The sequence below is a fragment of the Paraburkholderia sp. BCC1886 genome (assembly GCF_900996245.1).
GTDB lineage: Bacteria > Pseudomonadota > Gammaproteobacteria > Burkholderiales > Burkholderiaceae > Paraburkholderia.
Window position 1 is genome coordinate 431723 of sequence record NZ_CAAJGK010000052.1, and the last position, 23658, is coordinate 455380.

The window sequence follows — 23658 nt, forward strand, 5'->3', positions numbered from 1 at the left end:
GGCGCTTGCTATGATAGCGCAGCGCAAACCCAATCAGGACAAGGGTTTCGAAGAATTAAGCAGGCTGCGGCCGGGAGCGCGGGGAAACCCTTGCTTTTCTTCGTTCCGGGACCCCCTTTTGGGCTGAAACCCAGTATGGACGGGGCTTGGCGTTGGTTTTTGCCAACGCCGGCGCGCCATTTTCGCCGCCTGGCTCGCAGCGCATGCCGGGGGTAACGTCTGAACCGCTTTTGTCGAGCGTCCAACTCCACCGCGCATGACCGATCCGCTGATCCCGGCCGTCCTCGCTTTCCGCGACAACGGCACGCCTTATTCGCCGCTCTACAACGACATCTATCACAGCGCCGTCGGCAGTCTCGAGCAGGCGCAATACGTTTTTCTGCGCGGCAATGCGCTGCCCGGGCGCTGGCAGGGCCGGCGTGTTTTCACCGTGCTCGAGACCGGCTTCGGCATGGGTATCAATTTTCTGATGACGTGGGCCGCCTGGCGTGCCGATCCGGAACGCTGCGCACGTCTGCATTTCGTTTCGACCGAAAAGCATCCGTTTACTCAGGCCGATCTGCGCAGCGTCTGTGCGAAGACCATTCCGGACCCGGAAATCGCCAGCCTGGCGGCGATGCTCGCCGATGCCTGGCCGATGCTCGTGCCGGGTTCGCACCGGCTCGAATTCGACGGCGGCCAGGTCACGCTGACGCTGATCTTCGGCGACGCCGCCGCCACGCTGCCGGTGCTTCGACTCCGGGCCGACGCGTTCTATCTAGACGGTTTCGCACCCGCTAGGAATCCGGATATCTGGTCGCCGGCCATCTTCAAGTCGCTGGCCCGACTGGCGGGGGAAGAGGCCACTTTCTCCACCTACAGCAGCGCAGGCGAGATCAAGCGGGCGCTGCTCCAGAATGGCTTTGTGTACCAAAAAATCGACGGCTTCGGCTGGAAGCGGGCGATGCTGGCCGGTCACTTTTCGCCGCGCTGGCGAGTGCGCCGCTACGAGCCGCCGGCGCCGTTGGCGGTGGATGAAAGGCACGCGATCGTCATCGGTACCGGGCTTGCCGGCTGCGCCGCGATCGAGCGGCTGACGGCACGCGGCTGGCGCGTCACCTCGCTGGAGCGACACGCTGCTGTGGCTCGCGGCGCGTCGGGCAATCCGGCCGGCGTATTCCATCCTCTAATTTCCCGCGACGACAGCGTCGCGTCGCGCATCACTCGCGCGGGCTTTCTTTACGCGCTCCGGCGCTGGGAGGCACTCGAGCGTCTCGACGGCGGCAAGCGCCTGCGCAGCGACGCAGGCCTGCTGCAAATCGCTTCCGACGATGCCGAAGCCCATGCAATACGCGAGGCCATCGAGCGATTCGGCTACCCGTCCGGCTACGTGCATGCCGTCGATGCGGGCGAAGCGCAACGCCTGGCCGGCACGCCGCTCGCCCGCGGCGGCTCGTTTTTCCCACACGGCGGCTGGGTCGACCCCGCCGCGCTCTGCGCGTCGCAATGCGCGGCGGCGGGCGATCTGTTGACTCGCCGATTCGACGCCGAAGTGGGCCGACTCGAGCGGATCGACAACCAGTGGTCCGTTTTCGACACAGCCGGACAGTTGCTCGGGCGAGCACCGGTGGTCATCGTCGCGAGCGCGCACGAGGCCGCGCGTCTCGCCAGCTTGCGTTATGCGCCCACCCGCAGCATCCGCGGGCAGTTGAGCCTGCTGCCGCCGGGCTCGGTCGCGCCGCTCGCGCTGCCCGTTATCGGCGATGGCTACGCGGTGCCGCTCGCCGACGGCGTCACCCTAACCGGTGCGACCTACGAACTCGACGATCCCGATGCGACGCTGCGCCCGGATGGCCATCGCGAAAACATCGAACGCGTGATAGCGATGCTGCCTGGTTTCCAACGCAACCTGGATTCCGCCCACATTGCGAATCTGGACGGACGCGTGGCGTTTCGCTGCGTGACCAGCGACCGCATGCCGATGATCGGCCAGCTTGCCGACGAGACCGCGGCCGCCCGGGACGCACAGCGTCTGCGCGGCGCCTGGCCGCTCGATCTGACACGCAGCGAAGGGCTGTATGGCGCTTTCGCCTATGGCTCGCGCGGGCTCGTGTGGGCCACGCTCGGCGCCGAACTGCTCGCCTCGCAGATCGAAGGCGAGCCGTGGCCTCTCACCCAGGATCTGGCCGAAGACATCGATCCCGCGCGCTTCCTGATTCGGGCATTGCGACAAGGAACGGTGAGCTGACGCGCTATCGTCACTTATCCACCGCACTGTGTGGATAACCTCGTTGTTTACTGGCGCAACTCATGTGGAACCGCTGTGGACGTAAACGGGGTAACTCTTGCGCCGTGAAAAATCGCCAAAAGTTACCCTCGACTACCCGCTGCTTCCGCACATTCCGTGCATCCGGTTATGCGGTTGGCAAACCGATGATTCATTTAGGTAAATCGGGGTTATCCACAGAAATCGAGTCAGCTTGTTAACTGTTACTACGTATACATACGGTAAACCTGTAAACAGAAAGACCGCGGTGATCTGGAAGCAGCAGCAAGAACTCGTCACGTTTAAAACCCGCGGCAAATCGCCCCCTTAAGCAAAGCCCTCGACCAAACCGTCAATCACCGCAAAAAGGTCGCTTTTTCCGCAACTCGTGAAGATAACGTACGTTTTTACCGTTTTGCCAGCAGGTTCATGTCTTTTCGGTCGAGCCTGAAAAAGCTATGGCACAATCGCCGTTCTTTTTCCGCGTGGTGCCTGCCTCTCACGGCACACGCAGCAACGGAACGGTGCCGGCCAATCAGAATCTGAGTCAAACACGCCGGCTTCTTCACCGTGCCGTGCCGGATGCCACGCCGCACGCCTGAATGCGCCCGGCGCCGAGCGGCTGCGGCGCGTACCGATCATCCGATCGTAGACAACTCGCAACGCCTGTCACGCGAAGCGATCGCGACAGTGAGCGCCCATCGCGCTCACTCGGCCGCCGGTGTGCGCCGGCTCGCGTCCGTTCGTCTGTCTGCTGTTGCGGCAAAGGAGAGCTCATCACGATGAATTCGGCGTTTTCGTTTTTCCCCGCGTGGCCGCTCGCCCCCGACGCCATTTTTTGGGCGGGTCTGGCTTTGCTTGCCGCCGGTTTGTGCGGCGAATTGTGTTATCGCGCGTGGCGTCTGCCGCGCATTTCCGGTTATGCCGTTATCGGGCTGATTGCCGGCGCGGCCGGCTTCGGCGTAATCGACGCCAATTCCGCCGGCGCTGCGCGCCCTTTGCTCGACGTCGCACTCGGTCTGCTGCTATTCGAACTGGGCAGCCGCCTCGACTTGCGCTGGATTCGCCGTAACCCATGGCTGATTCTTTCCAGCATCGCAGAAGCCACACTCACTTTCGTGCTGGTTCTGCCGGTTCTGCTGTTCCTGCACGTTCCGTTGATGGTGGCCACGGTGCTCGCCGCCATCGCGATGGCCACCTCGCCCGCCATGGTGATTCAGCTCAAAACCGAATTGCGCGCGGAAGGCCAGGTCACCCAACGTCTGTTGACGCTGACCGCGTTGAACAGCATGTACGCGGTCGTTATCGAAAAACTCGTGTCGAGCTGGCTGCATCAGGAAATCTACGGCAACGTTTTCGCGACCATCCTGCAGCCGCTGTATCTGCTGGTCGGCTCGCTCGTTCTGGCTTATCTGCTCGCTCGCACCTGTACGTTGTTCTACCGTCGCCTGAACATGCACGACGAGCACTCGTTCGTCGCGCTATTCGGTCTCGTGCTGCTGGCCATTGCGGTCGCGCATCTGTTCAAGCTGTCGACGATTCTCGCGCTGCTCGCCGCCGGCATCATCGTTAAAAATCACGAGGCGCGTCCGCAGTTGTGGCCTCAGCATTTCGGCACGGCCGGCTGGCTGCTCACCGTAATTCTGTTCGTGCTGACGCTGACGTCGTTCGAATGGAAAGACATTGCGCTCGGCGGGGTGGCCGCACTGGGTCTGATCGTTGCGCGTCTGGTGGCGAAACTCGTCGGCGTGCTCGCCTTCGCGAGGCCAAGCGGGTTGAACTGGAAGCAGGGGCTCGCGCTCGGGCTATCGCTTTCACCCATGTCGGCACTCGCGTATCTGCTGGTCGACGATACCTACAACCTTTATCCGAATTTCGATCCGCAACTGCGCGCGATCGTCATGTGTTCGATCGTCGTGCTGCAGATTCTCGGGCCGTGGCTCGTGTATCGCAGCCTCGCGTTGGTGAACGAACGGCGCGAAGAGTAATTCCAATTTATAAGCTTCAAACACGGCCGGGTATCTGACACCTCCCGGCCGTTCAGACTCAGGGGACGCCATGTCACTCGAACCCTTCATCGATTCGAAGCCGTTTACTTTCGGCGTCGAACTCGAGATGCAGATCGTCAACACGCACGATTACGATTTGACCAAGGCCGGCTCGGATCTGCTGCGCCTGATCAAGGACGAAAAGATTCCCGGCAACATCACGCCGGAAATCACCGAAAGCATGATCGAGCTGTCGACCGGCATCTGCACGACGCACGAACAGGCCGTCGCCGATCTGCGCACGATTCGCGACACGCTGGTGTCCGCGGCCGACCGGCTGAACGTCGGTCTGTGCGGCGGCGGCACGCATGCGTTCCAGCAATGGAGCGACCGGCAGATCGTCGATACACCGCGTTTTCAGTATCTTTCCGAGCTGTACGGCTATCTCGCCAAGCAGTTCACGGTGTTCGGCCAGCACGTGCATATCGGTTGTCCGGATCCGAACAGTGCGCTGTATCTGCTGCATTCCATGTCGCGCTTCATTCCGCATTTCATCGCGCTGTCGGCGTCGTCGCCATTCGTGCAGGGCGTGGACACCGGTTTTCATTCGGCACGTCTGAATTCGGTGTTCGCATTTCCGCTGTCTGGCCGCGCACCGTTCGTGTTGACATGGGACAGCTTCGAGGAATATTTCTCGAAGATGGTCCACACGGGTGTGGTCAACAGCATGAAGGATTTTTACTGGGACATCCGGCCAAAGCCGGGCTTCGGCACGATCGAAGTACGGGTGATGGATACGCCGCTATCGGTGGATCGCGCGGCAGCGATTGCCTGCTACATTCAAACGCTCGCGCGGCATCTGTTGCTCGACAAGCCGATCACCCCGCAGGAAGACGACTATCTCGTCTACACGTTCAACCGCTTCGAGGCGTGCCGTTTCGGTTTGGCCGGCACCTGTATCAATCCGCAGACGGGGGAACGCAAAACGATTTCCGAAGACATTCTGGAAACGCTGGACCGGATCGCACCGCATGCCGAGGCGCTGGGCTCGGGCAATGCACTCGCGGAAATCGGCGCGATTGCGCGTGGTCAGGTCAACGACGCAACCTGGTTGCGCGGTGTATTCGATCAGGAAAAGTCCTTGCACGAAGCAGTGCGGCAACAATGTCTGCAATGGAGAGCGTGAGCCGGGTCATTCCGTTTGAAGTTGATTCGTAAGAAAACCCGCCATCGAGCGGGTTTTTTTTCGTAATCAAATTTATCCTTTCTTCGCAATTCTTTTCAATTCATTTCCAGATCGCGTCGCTCAAGCTTTTTTATAAAGATGACGTATACAACGTAGTAGTAGTTAACAAGCACCGCATCTACCTGTGAACAACGGGATATTTCCCTGCAAAGTCAATGTGCTACGTAAACCATAAGCAAGTAGATCGAGCCGATATTGCAGGCTTGCGGAAAGGATAACTTTTGAACTCGCGATGGAGTCGGCGGACTTATCAAGATTCGATGCACAAGTCGTCCCCCTGTTTTCCCCGGGTTATCCACAGCTTGCATTGGATAACTTAGCTGTGCGATTCGCAGCTCTCGCATAGAATGTCGTTTTCGCCGCTTGGGCTGCTGGAGCGGTAAATTTTTGAGATAGTTGAATCGTCTCGTCTGCTGTAGGGCGGGGCTACCCCACACAGGCTACGGTCGAGTCTGGCGAACAGTTCGCCGGCAAGGCACGCAGGCTATCAATACACACGAATTGAAGATTATGAGCGAAGGCGTATACGGTGAACTGGCAAGTGGGCGCGTGACTCACAGCCTATTGCGATTGAGTACGGCCATGCGGAGCCAGGCTTGGGACTGGGCGGAAGGCGCCGGTCTCACGCCGACCCAGGGCGAAATCCTGGTGTTGCTGATGCAGCGCAAAGGCCCGATGCGTCTAGGCGAAATCGCGCGCGAAACAGCGTTGACCGCAGCGACCACCAGCGACGCGGTCAGCACGCTGGAAACCAAGGGTCTGGTCGAAAAACGCCGTGCCCTCGACGACGGCCGTGCACTCGCGGTACGCCTGACGGCTCGCGGCCGGACTGCTGCGAAGCGTGCCGTGCAATGGCCGGATTTTCTGGCCAAGGCAGTCGGCGCATTGCGCGACGACGAACAGGCAGTGTTCTACCGCACGCTGCTCAAGACCGTGCATCACCTCGAAGCCGAGGGCACGATTCCGCCGCACCGGATGTGTCTGAGCTGCACGCATTTCGAGCCGAGCAAGAATCCGAAGAAGACGCCGCATCAATGCGCGCTGCTCGGGCTGAAGATGCTGGACACCGACGTGCGTCTCGACTGCTCGGTGTACGAAATCGCCGACCTCACCACCCAGAAGAAGACCTGGAAGATCTTCGCGCAGTAAGGCGCGATCTTCGGGACAATCCGCTACACTGCCAAGCCGGCTGCGGTCTGCGGGAGTCGAAACGTTCACGCCGTTCGACACCGGCGGCCCGCTGCCCGGAGCGCCGCGTAGCGGCACGTCTTTAGTCAACCTGAAGGTGGAACAGGGCGATGAATCGCGAAGTTCTGGCCATTCGCCACGTGCACTTCGAAGATCTGGGCAGTCTGGAGCTCGTCCTTGGCGAGCGTGGACGCCCGGTTCGCTATCTCGACGTTGGCTTCGCGCGCATCGAGGCACCGGACCCGCTCGCCGCGTCTTTGCTGGTGGTGCTCGGCGGCCCGATCAGCGCCTCTGACGATGCGCATTATCCGCATCTGACGCCGCTGCTGGCAATGCTCGAAAAGCGTATCGCGGCAGGCTTGCCGACGCTCGGCATCTGCCTCGGCGCACAACTCATCGCGCGAGCGCTTGGCGCGCGCGTCTATGCCGCGGGCCATACGGAACTCGGCTGGACTCCGCTCACGCTGACCGACGCCGGTCGCGTCTCGCCGCTGCGTCATGTGGACGGCGCACTCACTTCGATGCTGCACTGGCACGGCGATACCTTCGATCTTCCCGATAACGCCACGCGCCTCGCTTCCACCCCCGCCTGCGAAAATCAGGCATTCGCGTGGGGCCAGCATGTGCTCGGCTTGCAATGTCATCCGGAGATTCGCGCGGACCGCTTCGAGCCCTGGCTGATCGGTAACGCAGGCGAGATCGCAGGGCATGGCATCGACGCACGGCAGTTGCGGGCGCAGACCGCGCAGTTCGCGCCGACGCTGGAAACCGCCGCGTGCCGCATGTTCGGCGAGTGGCTCGATCAGGTCGAGCCGACCGCCTGAAGCGGCGCGTTCCGGCAGGCAGTCACGAGCAGCACACTACGAGCAGCAAGCGGCTCGCGGTGCTATGCTCGACCGCTCTCCTGTTTCGACTGGAACTCCCATGAGCGCGCTCTTCTCTTCGCTCACGCTGCGTAGCGTGACGCTTCCCAATCGTATCGTCGTGTCGCCGATGTGCCAGTATTCCGCCGATCGCGGCGAGGCGACCGAATGGCATCTGATTCATCTCGGCAGTCTGGCTTTATCCGGAGCGAGCTTGCTGTGTATCGAGGCGACGGCGGTCGAACCCGACGGCCGAATCACCCCCGGCGATCTCGGTCTGTGGGACGACGCCACCGAAGCGGCACTCGTGCCGGTGCTGGCCGCAATCCGCAAGCACTCGTCTATCAAGGTCGCCATGCAGTTGGGGCATGCCGGGCGCAAGGCGTCGAGTCACGCGCCCTGGGATGGCGGTCAGCTGATTCCAGTGGCGCAAGGTGGCTGGCTGCCGCATGCGCCGTCGTCGCTGCCGCATAAAGCAGGTGAAGAGCCGCCGTTGGCGCTCGATACCGCCGGCCTCAACCGTCTTCGCGAAGCCTTCGCCGCGTCCGCACGCCGCGCCGCACGACTCGGTCTCGATGCACTCGAAGTGCATGCCGCGCACGGTTATCTGCTGCATCAATTTCTCTCGCCGATCGCGAATCAACGTAACGACGAATACGGTGGCTCGCTCGAGAATCGCATGCGTTTTCCGCTGGAGATTTTCGACATCGTGCGTGCCGCGTTTCCGGCCGACAAGCCGGTCGGCGTGCGTGTGTCGGCGACCGATTGGGTCGACGGCGGCTGGACCCTCGAAGAGACCATCGCATTCGCGCAGGAACTGAAGAAACGCGGCTGCGACTGGATCGATGTGTCGTCCGGCGGTGTGTCGCCGTTGCAGAAGATTCCGCTCGAACCGGGTTATCAGATTCCGTTCGCCAAAGCAGTCAGGCAGGCGACGGGATTGACCACCATCGGTGTCGGTCTGATCACCGACCCGTTGCATGCCGAGCAACTGATCGAAGCGGGCGACGCCGATCTGATCGCGCTGGCTCGCGCGCTGCTGTATAACCCGCGCTGGCCGTGGCACGCCGCTGCTCAGTTGGGTGCGACGGTCGAAGCACCGCCGCAGTACTGGCGTTCGCAACCGCGCGAACAGAAGGCGTTGTTCGGCGACATCTCGTTTGGTCAACGTTAGGCCGACGACCCGGCACGAGCGGCATGCGCGCGCAGTCTCGATGACGGTTGAACGAAGCCGCTCCGAGCGTGTAGGATGCCGGATGTGTGACGCGTGAGCGTCACGAGTCGACGCGGCGCTCGCAGGGCGCCGCGTTTGCTATCCGCGTCGGAAAAGCAGCGCGTGAGACGCGGCGGCCAGCGCGGCTGCCAGCGCGGCGGCCAGCGCGGCCGGAACTTCACCCACCGTTCTTCACAAGGATTCATTCAATGAGTTCACGCAGGATCGCCGTGCGCCGCTCGGGTGTGCACGGCAAAGGCGTGTTTGCCAATGAGCCGATCGCGGCGGGCGAACGGTTGATCGAATACAAGGGTGAGCGCATCTCCTGGAAAGAAGCATTGCGTCGTCATCCGCACGATCCGGCCGAACCCAATCACACGTTTTATTTCGCGCTCGATAGCGGCAAGGTGATCGACGGCAAGGTGGACGGCAACAGCGCCCGCTGGATCAATCACTCGTGCGCGCCGAATTGCGAAGCCGAAGAAATCGACGGGCATGTGTACGTGCATGCGTTGCGCGATATCGCCGAAGGCGACGAGCTGTTTTATGACTACGGGCTCGTCATCGATGCGCGGCAGACCAAAAAGCTGAAGCAGGAATACGAATGCCGCTGCGGCGCACGCAAGTGCCGCGGCACGATGCTGGCGCCGCCGGAGAAAGAGAAGGGCGCGGCTAAAACGGCGAAGACGGCGAAGTCCGCAAAGTCTGCGAAGGCGTCGAAGAAGGCCAGGCCTGAGAAGGAAGAAAAGAAGTCGAAGAAAAAATGAGGCGCCGGTCGCCGGTCGTTCGGAAGCTGTTCCATCTAACGGCCGGCTATCTGGCGAGGCTTTGAAGAATTACACATCCATCGGCGCCGAGAGCGCCGTTTTTTTCGCCGGCCGTCGCTCTTCGACAGACGGAGCAGGCTTTACGCTCGCCGGCATCAACGGCACGCGAACGATAAAGCGCGCTCCACCCTCCGGCGCGTCTTCGTAATGCACGCTGCCATGATGCAGCACCATGATGTCGTGCACGATCGCGAGACCGAGACCCGCACCGCTATCCACGCCGCTATCGCTCTGACCGTCGCCGCGAAAGAAACGCTTGAACAGATCGGACTGCTGCTTGTGCGGGACGCCCGCACCGTTGTCTTCCACAGCGATCTCGGCCATGCGTTGTTCGCCGATCAGCGCTTGCGACACCGTCACCGTAATGCGGCCGCCGTCGACGCGCGAAGGCGGCACGTACTTGAGGGCGTTATCCAGCAGATTGGCGATCACCTCGTGCAGCAGAACAGGATTGCCGCGTGCCATGAGCGGATGATCGTTGGTCGGATCGTCGAGACGCTGGAAGCCCAGATCGATATGGAATGTCAGCGCGCGCGGCACCCATTCGGCGCCGGTATCGAATGCGAGCGCGGCCATATCCACGTTGACGAAACGGGCTGCCTGTTCGCCCGGCTCGGCGCGTGCGAGCGAGAGCAACTGATTCGATAGCCGCACGGCGCGATCCGCCGCGGCGCGTAACTCGCGCACGGCGACCAGCGCCTGTTGCGGATCGCGCGCGACCGCAGCCTGTTCGGCGTGCAGCTTCACCGCGGTAAGCGGCGTGCGCAACTGATGCGCGGCGTCGGCGATGAATTTGCGTTGCCCGTCGAGTGCCGTTTTCAGCCGGTCGAGCAGCGCGTTCAGTGCGCCGGTGAGCGGGCGGATTTCGACCGGCACATAAGTCTCGTCGACCGGTTCGAGCGACGTGTGGGTTTGCCGGTTCAGCGAGTCGGCGAGGTCCGTCAGCGGATTGAGCTGCTGATTGACGACGCGCCACACGATCACCCAGCCGGCCAGCAGCAACAGCAGCAACGGCATCATGATCGCGACCAGAAATTCGGCGGCAATCTGGAACCGGTGATGCACCGGCTGTCCGACCTCGATGACGATCGGATTGCCGACCGGTTGATCCACGCGAACCTGCGCGACCCGCACCGTCACGCCTTCGTGCTGCGCTTCGAACACGTACGCGTAGTGCATCCGGCGCACGCTGGTGCCTTGCAGCGGAAGGTTGCGGTCGCCGGCAATTTCCGTCTCGCCATTGCTGATGCGAAAGACCAGCTGTTCGACCGGGTCCGAGAACATGGCCTGAGCGAGCGGCGTCACCGCTGCCTTGGCGTTCGGCCCAGCAATCTGAACCTGCTTGGAGATGGCCGTCGCCATGTCGGCAAGCGAACGGTCGACCACGTGCTGGGTGTATTGCCACGCCAGCCAGTAGGCGATCAGCCCGCTCATCAGTGCGAGCAGCGAGAGGGGAGCGGCGAGGCGCCGCAACAGCGTGCGGCGCAGACTATTGGCGGCCAGCTGGGGCATGATCGAACGCGCGGAAAGTGGCGGCGACGAGCACCGCGAAAATGTGCCGGTGGCCGGCGAACTACGCGTCACGCGCGTGTTGCCGGCCCGGCGTCGTCAGGCCGCCACCGAAAACGGTGGGCGGCCGTTGCGACGATTATGCGGCCTGACGGATTTCCTGCAATAGATAACCGAAGCCGCGCACCGTGACGATTTCGACACGGCAGGCTTCCAGCTTTTTGCGCACCCGGTGCACGTAGACTTCGATCGCGGTGTCGCCGAGATCGCCGCCGAAGTGCGTCAGATGGTCTTGCAGTTGCGCTTTGCTGACCACACGGCCGTGACGCAGCAGCAGCATTTCCAGCACCGCGAATTCGCGCGGCGACAGTTCGAGCGGCTTGTCGTCGTTGAAGATGCGACGGTCGACGCCCGACAGGCGGACTCCGCCCAGCGACACTTCCGGACGCGGCATATCGCCGTGCGGACCGCTGCGGCGCATCACGGCGCGAATGCGCGCTTCGAGTTCGGTGGGTTCGAACGGCTTCAACATGTAGTCGTCGGCGCCGGAATTCAGACCTTGCACGCGGTCGTTCAATTCGTCGCGCGCGGTGAGGATGATGACCGGCGTGTGGCGATTGCTCTGACGGAAGCGTGCAAGCAAGGTCATGCCGTCGATGCCCGGCAGACCCAGGTCGAGAATCACCAGCTCGTGGCGATTTTGCGTGAGAGCCTGCTCGGCGAAAATGCCGTCGTGAACCATGTCGACGGTGAAGCCGGCTTGTTCGAGGCTGCTTTGGATGCCGCGCGCGATGGGGCGGTCATCTTCGATCAGAAGGAGTCGCATGGAGTTCGCTCAAGTACGAGGGTTAGGCGTTGGGCAAGCGGTTCGCCGGGGCGCCTCTTAACCTTGGAGCGGCGACGAACGTCTTACCGTGCGAGGAGGCGGGCGCTCACCTCGCCGGATGCGTGCTGATTGTACAGCGTCGGCCGCACCTCTCGCCGGATCGTTTGGACCCTATTGCCGGGCCGATTCCCGAATCTTACGTGCACCTTAAGAATGGCCTGTAGAACTGAAGGTTTGGCCGGTAGCTGGCCTGCAACGGGCTTTCATTCAGGGCCATTTGCCCGACGCAGCCGGGCCGGCCGATATTTTTTGCCTGTATTACCCGGTAATACTGTCGATGAAGCGGGCGAGTTCGATGTCCCGTTCCGTGAGGCCATTGGCTTCGTGCGTGGACAGGACGATCTCGACCTTGTTGTAGACGTTCGACCATTCCGGATGGTGATCCATCTGCTGGGCTTTGATGGCGACCCGCGTCATGAAGCCGAACGCTTCGTTGAAGTCGGCGAAGCTGAGCTTGCGCTGGATTGCGTCGCGACCTTCGACGGTTTGCCAGCCGTCGAGTTGCGCGAGCTGTTGGGTGCGTGCTTCGGAACCGAGTGCCTGAATCATGATGCGACCTCCTATGCTGGGCGAACTCGCCGGCAGGCGAGATGCATGAGTTTTCATGGATATCGCGTGGAGGTCGGGCCTCAGACGTCGCCGTCGTTCAGCCAACCTTCCTGCGAGCCTTGGGTTAGGACACGATCGCTGGGGCTCAGTTCGCCGGCGGCGTAAGCAGGCTCGGCCTGGAGTCTCGCCAGCAGCGCCGCGAAGTCGGTCTGCGCGACGTCGAAGAGTTGGTCGAAGTCGTCGATCACGAAGTAGGTTTTCTGGAACGTGTCGATGCGATAGCGCGTGCGCATCACGCGTTCCAGGTCGAAGCCGACGCGATTGGGCGCCGCGCTTTGCTGGCTGTAGAGGGTTTCGCCTTTGCTCGATACGATGCCCGCGCCATAAATCTTGACGCCGTTCGGGCTGCCCGGATCGCGGATCAGACCGAATTCCACCGTGTACCAGTAAAGCCGCGCGAGCAGCGGCAGCGCACCCGCGTCGCTGGCGGCGAGCGCCGCGCGGCCGTACGCATGCATGTAGTCGGCGAAGACAGGGTCGATCAGCAAAGGCACATGACCGAACAGATCGTGAAAACAGTCGGGTTCCTGCAGATAGTCGAGCTGATCCGGCCGGCGCATCCACCAGGTCACCGGAAAGCGGCGATTCGCCAGATGTTCGAAGAACACGCGATCCGGCACGAGCCCCGGCACTGCGACGATGGTCCAGCCGGTTGCCGGCGTGAGCTTCGCGTTGATCTCGGCGAACACGGGAACGCGCCGGGCCGACATGCCGATGCGCTCGACGCCGGCCAGAAACGCGTCGCATACGCGGCCTTCGAGCAGTGCGGTCTGGCGCGCGTAAAGCTGCTGCCAGACGGCGTGATCGACGGCGCCGTAGCGGTGAAGCGGTTGATCGATCGTGAAATCGGCACGCGGCTCGATTCCGGCGTCGAACGGCTCTTTTAATCGGGCGGGGTTCGCATGATTCATGGTGCTGCGCTCTATGAAGATGGCAAGGGTCAGTGGCCATGCAAGTGTAGAGCGGCAGACGTGCGGCAAGGTCGCAAGATGATTAGTATTTCGGGAGTATATGCAATAATCGTGCATATAAACCCCATTCTATGCGGAATCAGATCATGCTCGAACTGGATCACTTCGATCTCGCGCTGCTGGACGTTTTGCAGCGCTTCGGCCGTGCGACTCATCAGCAACTGGCCGAGCAGGTGCCGCTATCGCCGTCGCAGATTGGGCGGCGTCTGCAGCGGCTCGAACAGGTGGGCGTCGTGGATGGTTATCGGGTCGTGCTGCGCCCGGAGAAGCTGGGGCTTGGCGTGACGGCATTCACCAGTTTGAAGTTGAAGCATCACGGCGACTCCATCATCGAACAGTTTCAGCAGCAGATCGACGTGCTCTCCGAAGTGCTCGAGTGTCATGCCGTGGTCGGCGATGCCGATTATCTGCTGCGGATCGTTGCACCCGACTTGAACTACCTGTCCACGTTCGTGATGAAGAAGCTGATGCGCGTGCCCGGCGTGGACAGCGTGCGCTCGAATATCGTGCTCACCACGTTCAAGCGCAACGGGCCGCTGCCGCTGGCGCATCTGTCGCCGGGCGCTGCGGGCGTCTGAATGCGCGAGGGCTGTCGCCGTCGTTATGCGCCCGGCTGTGCCGTGCCGTTCGAGCTGAGCAGATCGACATAGGCGAGCGCCACCAGGTCCGCTTCCGACACGCCTAACGTCTGGAACATCGCCTGGGCTTCGGCGTGGCCGTCTTCTTCGGTGTCGTCCTGCGCGAGCACGACTTCCAGTTCGACGAAGTCGCCCAGACCGTCGACCCGATCCAGATGAATGCGCGTGCGCCCGGTGAGATAGACATGGCGCTCTTTCGTGACGATGCCGCGGGTGGTCAGTGCGGTGGCTAGCAACGCGTGCATGGCGTCGGGATTGGTGACGGGACTGCGCGTGTAGTACGACGCCTTCGGGCCGTCGCGATCGTCGCGTTGATAGAAGATCAGCTCGGCTGGCGTGCCGTCGTCGAACTGGCGCAGCTTCAGGCGGCCGCGTGGCACGTCGTAGAAAAAGTCCTGCTGGCGGAAGATCAGCGGCGCATCCGGTGCGAGTTTCGCCGCGCGTTCACGCAGTTGCTCGAATTGCTGGGCGCGGGCTTTGATTTCGATGTTGCGTGCCATGTCAGGCTCCTGTGGACGGACGGTGAGGTAGGCGGCTTTTCGGAATGGCCGGGGCGAAGCCGCCAGGAAGGACGAAAAAGGCGGGACAGAAGACGAATCGGATGGGTGCGCGTGGACGCGGGTTGGCGCGAAGAACGCTCAATCTAGCAAAACTGCGTGACGCTGTCCTTTCAGCCGGCCGGCTGCACCGGGGTGACGGAGGCTGTGCGCCCGGTTTCGACTGACATGAGGGCAGCTGATATTGCGGGGCCGCGATCTGCTGGGATTATCTGGCCCACTGGGCTTCGATCAGTTTCGTGGCGGCGGCGATAGTCGGTTCGTCCTTGCGTTCGGCGAGCATGACGAGGCTGAGTCGAGTCGGGACCGTGACGTCGTCGACGATGGTCAGCGCGTGCGCGTGGGCTTCGGCGATGGCGATTGCGTCGCGCGCGAGCGAGAGGCCGACGCCGGATTTGACGAGGTCGAGCATCGATTGCTCCTGATCGACTTCGGCGACCTTGAGCGGCGTGGCGCCGGCGGCGCTAAAGCATTGCGTCAGCAGACGGTTGTGTGCCGAGTCGGGTGGTGTCCAGATCCACGGCAGGGTGGCGAGTGAGCGCCAGTCGCGGGCGCCTTTCACGCGTTCTTTCCAGCCGGCGGGCGCCAGCACGCGGTATTGGAAGTGGGTGAGCGTGATGGCGTGGAAGGTGGTTGCGTCGCGCGCGTTGCTGTCGGACGGCAGGCCGATGTAGTAGCCGATGTCGAGTTGGCCGGAGCGGACCTGATCGAGGACCCAGCCTGACATGCCGTGGCGGAGGGCGGTTTCGATGCGCGGAGAGGTTTCGACGAGTTGTTTGAGGAAGCCGCCGAGGCGCAGGAAGGTCGGATCGAGGATGGTGCCGATGCGCAGGTGTCCGCGGACTTCATGACGGAGGGCGGCCGCCGCGCGGTGGACGTCGTTGGCGGCTTCGAGCGCGCGTTCCGCATTTGGGAGAAGCGCCTGGCCGTCGCGGGTGAGGGTCAGGCCGTGGGAAGTGCGGGTGAAGAGGGTGATGCCTAGGGCGGCTTGCAGGTTTTTTATCTGCAGGCTGACTGCGGGTTGGGTTAGGTGAAGGTGGTGGGCTGCACGGGTCAGGTTGCCCTCGCGGGCTACTGTGGTGAAGGCTTTTAAGAGTGTCAGGTCCATGAGGGGTGATATTAGCGCGGCTTATATTCGGGTTGATGAATTTTCATTGGATTTGGGAGGAGGGTTGGATTTACGCTTGCAGCGGGCTTTTTTTTTCGTTGCACTGGCTTTTTGGCCTCTCCTTGCTTTGTTAGTGGTCTATTAGCGTTCCCCCTGTGCGGGGGGGCACCTACTTTTCTTTGCCGCCGCAAAGAAAAGTAGGCAAAAGAAAGCGGCTCACACCGCTAATTCTTAAGCGGGAACCCCAGCATTTCATTGGTAGTGGTGCATCTGGAATCCGGTCCCCCGCGCATTACGCGCCCGTGACAAAGCACTCATCAGCTCCCACTCCGCACTGCGTGCGTCGCGGATGGGAACACCACGGAAAGCGAAAAACCGAGGGGCTAGAACGACCCGGGGGCGCGCGAAGCGCCGCCGGAAGAATGACTGCCTTGTCACTGAGGTGGAATGTGCGGGAGCACGGATTCCAGATGCACCACTACCAAAGACCTCGCGCGGTTGCCGCTTAAGAGTTAGCGGTTTGAGCCCGCTTTCTTTTGCCTACTTTTCTTTGCGGCGGCAAAGAAAAGTAGGTGCCCCCCCGCACAGGGGGAACGCTAATAGACCACTAACAAAGCAAGGAGAGGCCAAAGAAGCCAGTGCAACGAAAAAAACCAGCCAGTACAACGAAAAAAAACCAGCCAGTGCAACGATAAAAGCCCAGTGCAACGAACAAACCAAACCCTCAGTCAGGAGACGAAAAAAAATGCCCCCCTCACCCCGCCTGGAAGGCACCTTCGACTACATCATCGTTGGCGCCGGCACGGCCGGCTGCGTCCTCGCCAACCGCCTCTCCGAGGACCCCGAAATAAAAGTCCTCCTGCTGGAAGCCGGCGGCAAAGACGACTACCACTGGATCCACGTCCCCGTGGGCTACCTCTACTGCATCGGCAACCCCCGCACCGACTGGCTCTACAAAACCCAATCCGAAGCAGGCCTCAACGGCCGCACACTCTCCTATCCGCGCGGCCGGGTCCTCGGCGGCAGCTCGTCGATCAACGGCATGATCTACATGCGCGGCCAGCGCGAAGACTACGACGAATGGGCCCGCGTCACCGGTGACGCCGCCTGGTCCTGGAACTCGGTCCTCCCCATCTTCAAACGCAGCGAAGACCATCACGCAGGCGCGTCCGAATCGCACGGCGCCGGCGGCCCGTGGCGCGTCGAGAAACAACGCCTCAAATGGAAAATCCTCGAAGAGTTCTCGCGCGCCGCGCAGGAAACCGGCATCCCCGCGTCGAATGACTTCAATCGCGGCGACAACTCCGGCGTCGGCTACTTCGACGTCAACCAGAAACGCGGCATCCGCTGGAACGCCTCCAAAGCCTTCCTCCGCCCCGCGCTCCAACGCCCGAATCTCACCGTCATCACCGGCGCGCACACCCAACGCGTCGTCTTCGAAGGACGCCGCTGCACCGGCGTCGAATACCGCGGCGACAACACCGACTACCTCGCCCGCGCCCGCTGCGAAGTCATCCTCAGTTCGGGCGCCGTCAACTCGCCGCAATTGCTCGAGTTGTCAGGCATCGGCAACGGCGCACGTCTGCAAAACCTCGGTATCGACGTCGTCAAGGACCTGCGCGGCGTCGGCGAAAATCTCCAGGATCATCTGCAGTTGCGAATGGCCTACAAGGTCGATGGCGTGCGCACACTCAATACGGCGTCCGCGCACTGGTGGGGCAAGCTGATGATCGGCCTGCAATACGTGCTGTTCCAGAGCGGTCCCATGTCGATGTCGCCGTCGCAACTCGGCGCGTTCGCCAGGTCCGATCCCGACGATCGCTCGCTCACGCGCCCCGATCTCGAATACCACGTGCAGCCGCTTTCGCTCGATCGCTTCGGCGAGCCGCTGCATCGCTTCAATGCCTTCACGGCGTCGGTCTGTCAGTTGCGGCCGACCTCCCGCGGCAGCGTGCATATCGTGTCGGCCGATGCCGCGGCCGCACCGGCGATCGCGCCGAATTATCTGTCCACCGACTACGACCGCCACGTCGCCGCCAACGCGCTGCGACTCACGCGCCGGATCGCCGCCGCGCCCGCGCTCGCACGCTATCGTCCGCAGGAAATCCTGCCGGGCATCCAGTTCCAGACGGAAGCGGAACTCCAGCAGGCCGCCGGCGAAGTCGGCACGACCATCTTTCACCCGGTCGGCACCTGTCGCATGGGAACGAGCGACGACCCCGGCGCAGTCGTCGACAACCGGCTGCGCGTAATCGGTGTAGACGGCCTGCGCGTGGTCGACGCGTCCGTCATGCCGACCATCACGTCGGGCAACACCAACTCGCCGACGCTGATGATCGCGGAACGCGCGAGCGACATGATCCGCGAAGATCGCCGCGCGCGTGGAATCGCGACCACATCCGCAACCGCAACCCCGGGCGTCGGCGCGGCGCCTTCGGTGACCGTCTCGTGACTTTCCGTCAATGAAGGCCGGCATCGCGCCCCGATGCCGACCAGACAATCCACTAAGTGCAAATCCCGATGATTGCGCTGCATCATTGGCGCGACAATGACCGCCAGGTTGCGTGCGACGCCATGGACTACCGTCCGGATTGGTGCAGCACGTCAAACGCGTGGCACGGGGTGCCGGCGTCATAAAAAGTCGCGCGGCAAGTCGCGCGGAAGATCGTAGTGCTTCGCCTTACTCCGTATGGAAGGGAACATGATTCTCGGCGATACGATTCTCGAAACGCGCGGCCTCACCCGTGAGTTCAAAGGCTTTGTCGCCGTCAATGGAGTCAATCTGCGCGTGCGGCGCGGCTCGATCCATGCGCTCATCGGTCCGAACGGCGCCGGCAAGACCACCTGCTTCAATCTGCTCACCAAATTTCTCGAGCCCACCGCGGGCCAGATCGTCTTCAATGGCATGGACATCACGCGCGAGCGGCCGGCGCAAATCGCGCGGCGCGGCATCATCCGCTCGTTCCAGATTTCTGCTGTGTTCCCGCATCTGACGGCATTGCAGAACGTGCGTATCGGTCTGCAGCGCTCGCTCGGCACTGCGTTCCATTTCTGGAAGAGCGAACGCACGCTGCGCCGCCTCGACGACCGCGCAATGGATCTGCTCACTCAGGTCGGCCTCAGCGATTTCGCCGACGTGGAAACCGTCGAGCTGTCGTATGGCCGCAAACGTGCGCTGGAAATTGCGACCACGCTCGCGATGGAACCGGAGTTGATGCTGCTCGACGAGCCGACCCAGGGCATGGGTCACGAAGACGTCGACCGTGTCACCGCACTCATCAAGAAAGTTTCGGCGGGCCGCACCATCCTGATGGTCGAACACAACATGAACGTGATTGCCGGAATCTCCGACACGATCACCGTCCTGCAGCGCGGTGAAGTACTGGCCGAAGGCGCGTACGCCGACGTGTCCAAAAACCCGCTCGTCATGCAGGCCTACATGGGCAGCGCCGACGCGGCGCTGGCCGGAGCCCACGCATGAACACGCTAGCCGAACGCGAAGGCGTCGAAGCGAGCGGCGCCGCGACCGGTGTGCCCGCACTGGAGATTGCGGGCCTGCAGGCGTGGTACGGGGAATCGCATATCCTGCATGGCGTCGACCTGACGGTGAACCGCGGCGAAGTGGTCACGCTGCTCGGCCGCAACGGCGCGGGCCGCACGACGACGCTGCGCGCGATCATGGGACTGACCGGGCGGCGCAGCGGCTCGATCCGCATTGCCGGACGTGAGACGATCGACATGGCGACGCATCGCATCGCGCATTGCGGCATCGGCTACTGCCCGGAGGAGCGCGGCATTTTTTCGAGCCTGTCGTGCGAGGAGAACCTGCTGTTGCCGCCGCCGGTCGGCGACAAGGCGCACATGATGTCGCTCGACGAGATCTACTCGATGTTCCCCAATCTGCACGAACGCCGCATGAGTCAGGGCACGCGCCTGTCCGGCGGCGAACAGCAGATGCTGGCGGTCGCGCGCATTCTGCGGACCGGTGCAAGCCTGCTGCTGCTCGACGAAATCTCCGAAGGCCTCGCGCCGGTGATCGTGCAGGCGCTGGCTCGCATGATCATGACCTTGAAGCAGCGCGGCTATACGGTCGTGATGGTCGAACAGAATTTCCGTTTCGCGGCGCCGCTCGCCGATCGCTTCTACGTGATGGAGCACGGTGGAATCGTCGAGCACTTCGGGGCCGGCGAGCTCGAAAGCAAGATGCCGGTGCTGCACGAATTGCTGGGCGTGTAACGGGATCGAAGAAACCACGCCTTTGCCGTTTTGCCTCTAGAACCACAAACGAAGAATCAGGAGACAGCATGAAAAAGAACTCGCTCGCGCGGCTCGCCACATTTGTATTCACACTCGCCGCAGGCGCAGCATTCACGACCGGCTCGGCGCAGGCAGCCGACGACGCCGTGAAGATCGGCTTCATCACCGACATGTCCGGCCTGTACGCCGACATCGACGGGCAAGGCGGCCTCGAAGCCATCCGCATGGCAGTGGCGGACTTCGGCGGCAAGGTCAACGGCAAGCCGATCACCGTGGTCTACGCGGACCATCAGAACAAAGCCGACATCGCCGCGTCCCGCGCGCGCGAATGGTTCGATCGCGATGGCGTGGACATGCTGATCGGCGGCACCAACTCGGCGACCGGTCTGTCGATGAACACCGTGGCCGGTGAAAAGCACAAGGTGTACATCAGCATCGGCGCGGGCGCCGACAACCTGACCAACGAGCAATGCACGCCGTACACCATTCACTATGCGTACGACACGACCGCGCTCGCCAAGGGCACCGGTTCGGCGGTGACCAAACAGGGCGGCAAGACCTGGTACTTCCTGACGGCCGACTACGCTTTCGGCAAGGCGCTAGAAAAGAACACGTCGGACGTGGTGAAGGCGAACGGCGGTCAGGTGCTCGGTTCGGTGCGTCATCCGCTGTCGGCGTCGGACTTCTCGTCGTTCCTGTTGCAGGCGCAGTCGTCGAAAGCGCAGGTGCTCGGTCTCGCCAATGCGGGCGGCGACACGATCAACTCGATCAAGGCCGCCAAGGAATTCGGCATTACCAAGACGATGAAGCTCGCCGCGCTGCTGGTGTTCATCGATGATATTCACAGCCTGGGTCTGGAGACCACGCAAGGACTCGTGCTGACGGATAGCTGGTACTGGAACAAGGACGCGACGACACGCAAGTGGGCCGAGCGCTACTTCGACAAGACGAAGAAGATGCCCTCGAGCCTGCAGGCCGCCGACTATTCCGCGACGACGAACTATCTGAAAGCGGTGCAGGCGGTCGGCTCGACCGACTCCGACAAGGTCATGGCGCAGCTCAAGAAAACGAAGATCGACGACTTCTACGCGAAGGGTTACGTGCGGCAGGACGGCAGCATGATCCACGACATGTACCTGATGCAGGTGAAGACGCCGGCCGAGTCGAAAGAGCCGTGGGACTACTACAAGATCACCGCGACGATCCCCGGCGAGCAGGCCTTCACGACCAAGGCGGAAACGCGCTGCGCGTTGTGGAAATAAGCGCGTTCTGAAAGCGTGCAAGGGCGCCTCCCAGAGCAGCAACCTGCATCGGGAAGGCGCCCTGTCGTGACCGCATTCACGGGTCTCACGGATTTCACGCTCGCAATGGCTTAGCAAAGCAATCAAGGCTTCAATGGAAATCTTTGGCATTCCGCTCCCGGCGATGCTGAGCCAGCTGCTGCTGGGTCTCGTGAACGGCTCGTTCTACGCGATTCTGAGCCTCGGTCTGGCGGTTATCTTCGGCTTGCTCAACGTGATCAACTTCGCGCACGGGGCGTTGTTCATGCTCGGCGCGATGCTCGCGTGGATGGGCCTGTCGTATTTCGGCCTGCCGTACTGGGTGATGCTGGTGCTCGCGCCGCTGATCGTCGGCGTGTTCGGCATGGCGATCGAACGCTCGATGCTGCGCTGGCTCTACAAGCTCGATCATCTGTATGGACTGTTGCTGACCTTCGGGCTGACGCTCGTGGTGGAAGGCGTGTTCCGCTCCGTCTACGGTTCGTCGGGGCAGCCGTACGACGTGCCGTCGGCGCTCTCCGGCGCGACCGATCTCGGCTTCATGTTCCTGCCGAACTATCGCGCCTGGGTGGTGGTCGCGTCGCTGGTGGTGTGCTTCGCGACGTGGTTCGTGATCGAGAAGACGCGGCTGGGCGCCTACCTGCGTGCCGGCACGGAAAACCCGAAGCTGGTCGAAGCCTTCGGCATCAATGTCCCGCTGATGATCACGCTCACCTACGGTTTCGGCGTCGCGCTGGCGGCATTCGCCGGCGTGCTGGCCGCGCCGGTCATTCAGGTGTCGCCGTTGATGGGCCAGCCGATGATCATCACCGTATTCGCGGTCGTGGTGATCGGCGGCATGGGTTCGATCATGGGCTCGATTCTCACCGGCTTGCTGCTCGGCGTGATCGAGGGGCTGACGCGGGTGTTCTATCCGGAAGCCTCGGCCACCGTCGTCTTCGTGATCATGGCGCTCGTGCTGCTGGTGCGACCGGCGGGTCTTTTCGGCAAGGAAAAATGATGCAGAGAAAAGTGCTCTACGGTCTGCTGCTGATCGTGCTTCTCGCGGTGCCCGCACTCGGCATCTATCCGCTGTTCGTGATGAAGGTGCTGTGCTTCGCGTTGTTCGCGGCGGCCTTCAATCTGCTGATCGGCTACACGGGACTGCTGTCGTTCGGTCATGCGATGTTTCTCGCGTCCGCGGGTTACGTGACCGGCTACGGTATCCAGACGCTCGGCTTTTCTCCCGAGCTCGGTGTGCTGGCCGGCACGGCGGCGGCGACGGTGCTCGGCGTGATCGTCGGTATGTTCGCGATCCGCCGGCAGGGCATCTACTTCGCGATGGTGACGCTCGCGCTCGCGCAGATGGTCTACTTCGTGTTTCTGCAGGCGCCGTTCACGCACGGCGAAGACGGTCTGCAAGGCGTCCCGCGCGGCAAGCTGTTCGGCATGCTGGACCTGTCGTCGGATCTGACGCTGTACTTCGTCGTGCTGGCCGTGATGGTGCTGGCGTTTCTGCTGATCGTGCGGATCGTCCATTCGCCGTTCGGCCAGGTGCTGGTCGCCATCAAGGAAAACGAGCCGCGCGCGGTGTCGCTCGGGTACGATACGGACCGGTTCAAGCTGCTGGCCTTCGTGCTGTCGGCGGGGCTGGCCGGACTGGCCGGTTCGCTGAAGGTGCTCGTGCAAGGTTTCGAAACGCTGAGCGATGCGTACTGGACCATGTCCGGCCTCGTCATTCTGATGACGCTGGTCGGCGGCATGGGCACGTTGTTCGGACCGCTGCTCGGTGCGGCACTGATCGTCGCGCTCGAAGACCGGCTCGGCGATATCGGCGGGGCGCTGGCCACGTCGACGGGAGTGGAGTGGTTCCGCTCACTGGGCGAGTCGGTGACGATCGTGACGGGGCTCATCTTCATCGCCTGCGTGATGGCGTTCCGGCGTGGAATCGTCGGCGAGATCGTGGCGAAAGTCCGGCCGTTGCGGGCTTGAATGGCACGCTGCGGCAGGCTCCGGCTTACGGCCAGCTTGCCCCAAACCAGTGCCGCAGTGCACCACTAGGGTAATTGCTAGTTGTGGCACGTTGGGTGCTGGTTTAATCTTCATGCAGTTCTGATTCACCCCGAATTTTGCAGGTGGAGAACGAGGAGACAATGAGGCACTAAGTGCCCAGGCGAAAGCGCTGTTGGATTGATATCCAACAGCGCTTTTTTTATTGCATTTTTATTCCGCTTCATTCGATTTCCTTCCATTTTTTCCCTAATTCGGTGCGTGTCTTTTATTCGCCGGATCAA

20 protein-coding genes are annotated in these 23658 nt (G+C 62.2%); 14 read left to right on the forward strand and 6 right to left on the reverse strand.

From position 1 onward, the window contains the following. Positions 1 to 256: 256 nt before the first annotated feature. From mnmC to FQ746_RS20100, 7 genes are all read left to right on the forward strand, one after another. Positions 257 to 2227, forward strand: a complete 1971-nt coding sequence (gene mnmC / locus FQ746_RS20070) for a bifunctional tRNA (5-methylaminomethyl-2-thiouridine)(34)-methyltransferase MnmD/FAD-dependent 5-carboxymethylaminomethyl-2-thiouridine(34) oxidoreductase MnmC (protein ID WP_144111374.1) — start codon at positions 257 to 259, stop codon at positions 2225 to 2227. Between the two features lie 800 nt (positions 2228 to 3027). Continuing rightward, the gene (locus tag FQ746_RS20075) at positions 3028 to 4233 is read left to right on the forward strand and encodes a cation:proton antiporter (protein ID WP_144111375.1); all 1206 of its coding nucleotides are present in this window, start codon (positions 3028 to 3030) and stop codon (positions 4231 to 4233) included. A 70-nt stretch (positions 4234 to 4303) separates the two neighbouring features. Next, complete coding sequence (locus FQ746_RS20080; protein WP_144111376.1) at positions 4304 to 5419, forward strand: YbdK family carboxylate-amine ligase; 1116 nt, start codon at positions 4304 to 4306, stop codon at positions 5417 to 5419. 570 nt (positions 5420 to 5989) lie between these two features. After that, positions 5990 to 6628 (forward strand): MarR family winged helix-turn-helix transcriptional regulator, encoded by a 639-nt coding sequence (locus FQ746_RS20085; RefSeq protein ID WP_144111377.1) that lies wholly within the window; start codon positions 5990 to 5992, stop codon positions 6626 to 6628. A 149-nt stretch (positions 6629 to 6777) separates the two neighbouring features. Further along, positions 6778 to 7491: a glutamine amidotransferase gene (locus tag FQ746_RS20090; protein WP_144111378.1), complete on the forward strand. Its 714-nt coding sequence runs from the start codon at positions 6778 to 6780 to the stop codon at positions 7489 to 7491. A gap of 100 nt (positions 7492 to 7591) precedes the next feature. Next, on the forward strand, positions 7592 to 8704 hold the full coding sequence (locus FQ746_RS20095) for an NADH:flavin oxidoreductase/NADH oxidase (RefSeq protein ID WP_144111379.1): 1113 nt from the start codon (positions 7592 to 7594) through the stop codon (positions 8702 to 8704). A 248-nt stretch (positions 8705 to 8952) separates the two neighbouring features. After that, on the forward strand, positions 8953 to 9510 hold the full coding sequence (locus tag FQ746_RS20100) for an SET domain-containing protein (protein ID WP_144111380.1): 558 nt from the start codon (positions 8953 to 8955) through the stop codon (positions 9508 to 9510). Between the two features lie 69 nt (positions 9511 to 9579). Here FQ746_RS20100 and FQ746_RS20105 read toward each other — a convergent pair whose 3' ends face one another. From FQ746_RS20105 to phhA, 4 genes are all read right to left on the reverse strand, one after another. Then, complete coding sequence (locus tag FQ746_RS20105) at positions 9580 to 11082, reverse strand: sensor histidine kinase (protein ID WP_144111381.1); 1503 nt, start codon at positions 11080 to 11082, stop codon at positions 9580 to 9582. 136 nt (positions 11083 to 11218) lie between these two features. Next, positions 11219 to 11905 carry a response regulator transcription factor gene (locus FQ746_RS20110; protein WP_144111382.1) on the reverse strand — a complete coding sequence of 229 codons (687 nt, stop codon included), beginning with the start codon at positions 11903 to 11905 and terminating at the stop codon, positions 11219 to 11221. 318 nt (positions 11906 to 12223) lie between these two features. Next, positions 12224 to 12514, reverse strand: a complete 291-nt coding sequence (locus FQ746_RS20120; protein WP_144111383.1) for a 4a-hydroxytetrahydrobiopterin dehydratase — start codon at positions 12512 to 12514, stop codon at positions 12224 to 12226. An 80-nt stretch (positions 12515 to 12594) separates the two neighbouring features. Beyond that, complete coding sequence (gene phhA, locus FQ746_RS20125; protein WP_186310777.1) at positions 12595 to 13485, reverse strand: phenylalanine 4-monooxygenase; 891 nt, start codon at positions 13483 to 13485, stop codon at positions 12595 to 12597. A gap of 146 nt (positions 13486 to 13631) precedes the next feature. Between phhA and FQ746_RS20130 the strand changes: the two genes are divergently transcribed. Beyond that, positions 13632 to 14123 (forward strand): Lrp/AsnC family transcriptional regulator, encoded by a 492-nt coding sequence (locus tag FQ746_RS20130; RefSeq protein ID WP_144111385.1) that lies wholly within the window; start codon positions 13632 to 13634, stop codon positions 14121 to 14123. Between the two features lie 23 nt (positions 14124 to 14146). Here the strand turns inward: FQ746_RS20130 and FQ746_RS20135 are convergent, their stop codons facing one another. Both FQ746_RS20135 and FQ746_RS20140 read right to left on the reverse strand, forming a co-directional pair. Beyond that, complete coding sequence (locus tag FQ746_RS20135; RefSeq protein WP_144111386.1) at positions 14147 to 14683, reverse strand: class IV adenylate cyclase; 537 nt, start codon at positions 14681 to 14683, stop codon at positions 14147 to 14149. A 265-nt stretch (positions 14684 to 14948) separates the two neighbouring features. Next, a complete protein-coding gene (locus FQ746_RS20140) occupies positions 14949 to 15848 on the reverse strand; it encodes a LysR family transcriptional regulator (RefSeq protein WP_144111387.1) in 900 nt (299 codons plus the stop codon). 745 nt (positions 15849 to 16593) lie between these two features. Here FQ746_RS20140 and FQ746_RS20145 point away from each other — a divergent pair. From FQ746_RS20145 to FQ746_RS20170, 6 genes are all read left to right on the forward strand, one after another. After that, positions 16594 to 18300, forward strand: coding sequence for a GMC family oxidoreductase (locus FQ746_RS20145; RefSeq protein WP_260854120.1), 1707 nt, complete (start codon positions 16594 to 16596; stop codon positions 18298 to 18300). 249 nt (positions 18301 to 18549) lie between these two features. Continuing rightward, positions 18550 to 19329: an ABC transporter ATP-binding protein gene (locus FQ746_RS20150; RefSeq protein WP_144111388.1), complete on the forward strand. Its 780-nt coding sequence runs from the start codon at positions 18550 to 18552 to the stop codon at positions 19327 to 19329. After that, positions 19326 to 20084: an ABC transporter ATP-binding protein gene (locus FQ746_RS20155; RefSeq protein ID WP_144111389.1), complete on the forward strand. Its 759-nt coding sequence runs from the start codon at positions 19326 to 19328 to the stop codon at positions 20082 to 20084. Before FQ746_RS20150 ends, FQ746_RS20155 begins: the two co-directional genes overlap by 4 nt. 68 nt (positions 20085 to 20152) lie before the next feature. Further along, positions 20153 to 21367 (forward strand): ABC transporter substrate-binding protein, encoded by a 1215-nt coding sequence (locus FQ746_RS20160; protein WP_144111390.1) that lies wholly within the window; start codon positions 20153 to 20155, stop codon positions 21365 to 21367. A gap of 133 nt (positions 21368 to 21500) precedes the next feature. Then, on the forward strand, positions 21501 to 22385 hold the full coding sequence (locus tag FQ746_RS20165) for a branched-chain amino acid ABC transporter permease (protein ID WP_144111391.1): 885 nt from the start codon (positions 21501 to 21503) through the stop codon (positions 22383 to 22385). Continuing rightward, positions 22385 to 23356 (forward strand): branched-chain amino acid ABC transporter permease, encoded by a 972-nt coding sequence (locus tag FQ746_RS20170; RefSeq protein ID WP_186310778.1) that lies wholly within the window; start codon positions 22385 to 22387, stop codon positions 23354 to 23356. Before FQ746_RS20165 ends, FQ746_RS20170 begins: the two co-directional genes overlap by 1 nt. The last annotated feature ends 302 nt before the right edge of the window (positions 23357 to 23658 follow it).

Bases quoted from the DNA above. Each gene is read 5' to 3' on its own strand.
- FQ746_RS20170 (WP_186310778.1), top strand. From the start codon at position 22,385: ATGCAGAGAAAAGTGCTCTACGGTCTGCTGCTGATCGTGCTTCTCGCG.
- FQ746_RS20145 (WP_260854120.1), top strand. From the start codon at position 16,594: ATGCCCCCCTCACCCCGCCTGGAAGGCACCTTCGACTACATCATCGTT.
- FQ746_RS20165 (WP_144111391.1), top strand. From the start codon at position 21,501: ATGGAAATCTTTGGCATTCCGCTCCCGGCGATGCTGAGCCAGCTGCTG.
- FQ746_RS20100 (WP_144111380.1), top strand. From the start codon at position 8,953: ATGAGTTCACGCAGGATCGCCGTGCGCCGCTCGGGTGTGCACGGCAAA.
- FQ746_RS20095 (WP_144111379.1), top strand. From the start codon at position 7,592: ATGAGCGCGCTCTTCTCTTCGCTCACGCTGCGTAGCGTGACGCTTCCC.
- FQ746_RS20160 (WP_144111390.1), top strand. From the start codon at position 20,153: ATGAAAAAGAACTCGCTCGCGCGGCTCGCCACATTTGTATTCACACTC.
- FQ746_RS20155 (WP_144111389.1), top strand. From the start codon at position 19,326: ATGAACACGCTAGCCGAACGCGAAGGCGTCGAAGCGAGCGGCGCCGCG.
- FQ746_RS20105 (WP_144111381.1), bottom strand. From the start codon at position 11,082: ATGCCCCAGCTGGCCGCCAATAGTCTGCGCCGCACGCTGTTGCGGCGC.
- FQ746_RS20080 (WP_144111376.1), top strand. From the start codon at position 4,304: ATGTCACTCGAACCCTTCATCGATTCGAAGCCGTTTACTTTCGGCGTC.
- FQ746_RS20140 (WP_144111387.1), bottom strand. From the start codon at position 15,848: ATGGACCTGACACTCTTAAAAGCCTTCACCACAGTAGCCCGCGAGGGC.
- FQ746_RS20085 (WP_144111377.1), top strand. From the start codon at position 5,990: ATGAGCGAAGGCGTATACGGTGAACTGGCAAGTGGGCGCGTGACTCAC.
- FQ746_RS20090 (WP_144111378.1), top strand. From the start codon at position 6,778: ATGAATCGCGAAGTTCTGGCCATTCGCCACGTGCACTTCGAAGATCTG.
- FQ746_RS20135 (WP_144111386.1), bottom strand. From the start codon at position 14,683: ATGGCACGCAACATCGAAATCAAAGCCCGCGCCCAGCAATTCGAGCAA.
- mnmC (WP_144111374.1), top strand. From the start codon at position 257: ATGACCGATCCGCTGATCCCGGCCGTCCTCGCTTTCCGCGACAACGGC.
- FQ746_RS20150 (WP_144111388.1), top strand. From the start codon at position 18,550: ATGATTCTCGGCGATACGATTCTCGAAACGCGCGGCCTCACCCGTGAG.
- FQ746_RS20130 (WP_144111385.1), top strand. From the start codon at position 13,632: ATGCTCGAACTGGATCACTTCGATCTCGCGCTGCTGGACGTTTTGCAG.
- FQ746_RS20110 (WP_144111382.1), bottom strand. From the start codon at position 11,905: ATGCGACTCCTTCTGATCGAAGATGACCGCCCCATCGCGCGCGGCATC.
- FQ746_RS20120 (WP_144111383.1), bottom strand. From the start codon at position 12,514: ATGATTCAGGCACTCGGTTCCGAAGCACGCACCCAACAGCTCGCGCAA.
- phhA (WP_186310777.1), bottom strand. From the start codon at position 13,485: ATGAATCATGCGAACCCCGCCCGATTAAAAGAGCCGTTCGACGCCGGA.
- FQ746_RS20075 (WP_144111375.1), top strand. From the start codon at position 3,028: ATGAATTCGGCGTTTTCGTTTTTCCCCGCGTGGCCGCTCGCCCCCGAC.